This is a genomic window from Arthrobacter agilis, assembly GCF_002953615.1.
Lineage (GTDB): Bacteria > Actinomycetota > Actinomycetes > Actinomycetales > Micrococcaceae > Arthrobacter_D > Arthrobacter_D agilis_B.
Genome location: NZ_CP024915.1, coordinates 168,059 through 172,304 on the forward strand (window position 1 = coordinate 168,059; position 4,246 = coordinate 172,304).

The window sequence follows — 4,246 nt, forward strand, 5'->3', positions numbered from 1 at the left end:
CATCGAGGCCCTCGCAGAGACGATAGCCTCGGCGGTCCTGGCCGCGTTCCCTGTCGCCGCCGTCGACGTGACCGTCCACAAGCCGAAGGCACCCATCGAGGTGCCGTTCGGTGACGTCGCCGTGACGCTGCGTCGGAGCCGGGCATGAGCACGGTCCGGTCGGTCCTCGCACTGGGCAGCAACCTCGGAGCCAGCAGCGACACCCTGGTGCGCGCCGTCGCCGACCTCGTGGATTCCGAGCACGTGCGCCTCCGCGCCGTCTCGCCCGTGGTGCGGACGAAGCCGGTGGGAGGCCCGGAGCAGCCCGACTACCTCAACATGGTGATCGAGGTGGAGACGGACCTCGGACCGTACGAGCTCCTCGCGCACTGCCAGTCCGTCGAGGACGTCCACCACCGCAAACGCACGGTGCGCTGGGGGCCGCGCACGCTCGACGTCGACATCATCACGTACGGGGCGTGGACCTCCGACGACGACGCGCTGACGATCCCGCACCCCCGCGCCGCGTCCCGTGCGTTCGTCCTGCAGCCCTGGGCCTGGATGGACCCCGGGGCGGAACTGGGCGGCCGGCCCGTCGCCGGGCTCGCCGCGGAGGCCGCCGATCTTGCGGGCCTGGTGCCCTTCGAGGGAGTCTAGGACGCTGTGAGCACCCTTCGGTTCCGCTGGCTGGCCCTGGTGGGCGTGCTGGCCGGACTCGCCGGCTGGCTGGCCAACTGGCTCGCGACCCGCAACGGCTACGGCACCCCGACCCTGCCGCTGACGTCCCTCGTCACCACGGCGGTGATCCTCGGGATCACCCTGGTCTTCGGGCGCCGCGTGCTGCGGTGGCGCAACGGCAACCGCGATCGGCCTCTCGATCCGATCCTCGCCACCCGCACCCTCGTCCTCGCACAGGCCTGTGCGTACGCGGGGGCGCTCAGCCTCGGCTGGCACGCGGGAATCCTCGTGGACCAGGTGGCCCTCCTGGCGGTCCGCTCCACCACGGCACCCCTGTGGGGGTCCGTGGCACTCATGGTGGGCGGGATCCTGATGATTGTGGTGGGATTGGTCGTCGAGAGCTTCTGCAGGCTTCCGCCCGACGACGACGGCACGGGCGCTCCGGGTTCCATCGAGGGGGAATATGCGTAGGGAACCGATCGACCCGTCCGGGCTCGAGTGGTCCAGGGTGTCACCGAAGTACCTGCGCGTCCGGCTGCTCGGCTGGCTCATCGGGTCGGTGGTCTGGCTCGTCCTCGCGAGTGTCCCGCTCGTCCTCCGCCTCACGGGCCTCTGGGACTCGTTCCCGCCGCCCGTGATCGCCTGGGGGCTCCCCGCCGTCGTGCTGGTCATCGCCGTGTGGCGGGGCGTGCTGCTGCCGCGCCAGGTCGCCTCGATCGGCTATGCCGAGCGCGACGACGACCTCCTGGTCCGCCAGGGTGTCTTCTTCCAGCGCACCATGGTGGTCCCCTACGGCCGCATGCAGTACGTCGACGTCGCCGTCGGGCCGCTCGAGCGCGCGTTCGGGATCTGCACGCTCAAGCTCCACACCGCGTCCCCCGCCACGAACGCCCTGATCCCCGGCCTGCCCTCCGAGGAGGGCACGAGGCTGCGCGAGCAGCTGTCCGCGCGGGGAGAAGCCAGGCTGGCCGGGCTGTGACGGCCCCGCCCGGCTCCTCCGGCGGCCTCCCGGCGGCTCCCGCCCCGGACGGACCGGAGGCCACCGCTCCGCCTGCCGACACGTGGCACCGGGTCCATTTCATCTCCCCGCTGGTGCGCGGCTGGATCGCGCTCGTCGCCATCCTCTACTTCGTGGGCAGGGACTGGTTCGAGGGCCTGTTCAGCGGCGGATCGCGGGAGCGGGGTCCCCTGCCCGAGGGCATCGGCCTCCTGGTGGCCGGCGGGATCGTGCTCGGCGTCGTGGTGGTCGTCGCGGCCGCCTTCCTCGTCTCGTGGTACTTCACGCGCTATCAGGTCACGGCCGAGCACGTGCGCGTCCACTCCGGCGTCGTGTTCCGGCAGCAGCGGCAGGCGCGCCTCGACCGGGTGCAGGCCATCGACATCGTGCAGCCCTTCCTCGCCAGGATCTTCGGGCTCGCCGAGCTCAAGTTCGAGGTGGCCGACGCGGGGGAGTCCGCGGTCCGGCTCGCGTTCCTGAAGCTGGCCGACGCCCGCAGGCTGCGCGCCACGATCCTCGCGCGCGCGGCAGGCGTGGACCCGGACCCGGAGCACCCGGAGGAGGCCGTGGAGGCGCCCGAGCGGGAGGTGGTCGCGATCCCGCCGGCGCGCGTCGTCGGCGCAGCCGTCCTCTCGGGGACCACCGTGGCGCTGGTCGTGGCGGCCGCCGTCGTCACCACGCTCGGGGTGGTCCTGGAGACGCCGATCATCGCGACGTCCTTCATCCCCATCCTCATCGGCGTCGTGGGCGCCTACTGGTCGGCCCTCAACACCGGCTACAACTTCCGGGCAGCGACCTCCCCGGACGGCATCCGCATGCGCTACGGACTGCTCGACACGCGCTCGCAGACGGTACCGCCGGGACGCGTGCAGGCGCTGAGCATCCAGCAGTCACCGCTCTGGCGGTTGAAGGGCTGGTACCGCGTCACCGTGAACGTCGCCGGCTACGGGGCGTCGGTCTCCAGCGAGGGACAGGCACGTGCGACGCTCCTCCCCGTCGGCACCCGCGACGAGGTGCTGCAGATCCTCGCCCTCGTGCTGCCCGATCCCGGGACGCCGCGTCCGGTCGAGGTGTTCACCGCCGGCATGGCCGGCCGGGACGGCGCCGAGGGCTTCGCGACCACTCCGCGCCGGGCCCGGTGGCTGGCACCCCTCGCCTGGCGGCGCACCGGCTTCGTCGGAACGCGGACGGCACTGCTCATGCGCTCCGGCGTGCTGTGGCGCCAGCTCGTCGTCGTCCCGCACGAGCGGACCCAGTCGCTGTCGATCGAGCAGGGCCCCGTGGAGCGGCGCTTCCGCGTCTCGAACCTGCAGTTCCAGACGACGCCCGGCCCGGTCAATCCGCGGGTCCTCCTCGCGGACTCGGCCACGGCCTGGGAGCTCTTCCACGGACAGGCCGCCCGCGCCGCCGAGGCCCGGCGCCGCAGCGGCCCCGAGCAGTGGATGAAGCCCGTCCCCGGCGCGCTCCCCGCGGCAGCCGCCACGGGGACCACGGAGGACACGGCCGCCACGGCGGACACCGGGGCGGGGGAGGCCGGATTCACGGGGGACACCGGGCAGACCCGGCACGACGACGCCGGGACGCCGCAGGACGATGCGCGGCCCGCCCCCGGCGTCCGGGACGTGATGCCCGAGGTGCCGCTCTACGCGCCCGCGCCCGGCGGGACGGAGGAGCCCGCTGATGGCCGCTGACGCATCCCGCCGGCCGGGACGGCTCGGCGTCGGCATCGTGGGCGCGGGGAGGGTCGGCGCCGTCCTCGGTGCGGCCCTGCGATCGGCGGGCCACGCCGTCGTCGGAGTGGCCGCCGTCTCCGAGGCGAGCCGTGAACGCGCCGAGAACCTGCTGCCCGGGGTCCCGGTCCTCGAGGTCCCCGACATCATCGAGCGTGCGGAACTCGTGCTGCTGACGGTGCCCGACGACGCCCTGCCCACGCTGGTCGAAGGGCTCGCCCAGCTCGGGGTCTGGCAGGCCGGGCAGCTCGTGGTCCACACCTCCGGCCGTTACGGGACCGCCGTGCTGGGGCCCGCACGTGCGGCCGGTGCCATCCCCCTGGCCATCCACCCCGCCATGACCTTCACCGGGATGAGCCTGGACCTCGGGCGCCTGCCGGACAGCATGTTCGGCATCACCGCCCCGTCCGCCGTGCTGCCCATCGCGCAGGCACTCGTCGTGGAGATGGGAGCGGAGCCGGTCGTCATCGAGGAGGAGTCCCGGGCGCTGTACCACGCGGCCCTCGCCCACGCCTCGAACCACCTGGTGACGATCGCCGCGCAGTCCGCCCAGCTCCTCGCCGACCTCGGCGTCCAGCATCCCGACCGCATGCTGGGCCCGCTCATGAAGGCCTCCCTCGAGAACGCCCTGTCCTCGGGCGAGGGTGCCCTGACCGGACCGGTGGCACGCGGTGACGCCGGGACCGTCCGTGCGCACCGTGCCGCCCTCGAGGCGCACGACGCCCCCGACACCCGCCAGGCCTATCTCGGTATGGCCCGTGCCACCGCACTGCGCGCTCTCGAGCGGGGCATCCTCACGCCGGCGCAGGGCGAGGCGATCCTCGCCGCACTCGCGGACGTCCCCGGCGGGAGCGGGCCTCCC

Annotated in this window: 6 protein-coding genes; all 6 read left to right on the plus strand. The window is 73.6% G+C overall.

From position 1 onward, the window contains the following. The coding region (locus CVO76_RS00825) for a dihydroneopterin aldolase (RefSeq protein WP_208741652.1) at positions 1 to 148 on the plus strand (148 nt) is incomplete at its 5' end. Beyond that, complete coding sequence (gene folK, locus CVO76_RS00830) at positions 145 to 636, plus strand: 2-amino-4-hydroxy-6-hydroxymethyldihydropteridine diphosphokinase (protein WP_133080088.1); 492 nt, start codon at positions 145 to 147, stop codon at positions 634 to 636. The genes CVO76_RS00825 and folK, both read left to right, overlap by 4 nt. A gap of 6 nt (positions 637 to 642) precedes the next feature. After that, entirely contained in the window at positions 643 to 1,128 is a 486-nt protein-coding gene (locus CVO76_RS00835; RefSeq protein ID WP_133080089.1) for a DUF3180 domain-containing protein, read from the plus strand. Then, positions 1,121 to 1,636, plus strand: coding sequence for a PH domain-containing protein (locus CVO76_RS00840; protein ID WP_208740354.1), 516 nt, complete (start codon positions 1,121 to 1,123; stop codon positions 1,634 to 1,636). The genes CVO76_RS00835 and CVO76_RS00840 overlap by 8 nt, the downstream gene beginning before the upstream one ends. Continuing rightward, positions 1,633 to 3,345 (plus strand): PH domain-containing protein, encoded by a 1,713-nt coding sequence (locus CVO76_RS00845; RefSeq protein WP_208740355.1) that lies wholly within the window; start codon positions 1,633 to 1,635, stop codon positions 3,343 to 3,345. Before CVO76_RS00840 ends, CVO76_RS00845 begins: the two co-directional genes overlap by 4 nt. After that, positions 3,335 to 4,246: Rossmann-like and DUF2520 domain-containing protein (locus CVO76_RS00850; RefSeq protein WP_208740356.1), on the plus strand; the 912-nt coding region annotated here is incomplete at its 3' end. The genes CVO76_RS00845 and CVO76_RS00850, both read left to right, overlap by 11 nt.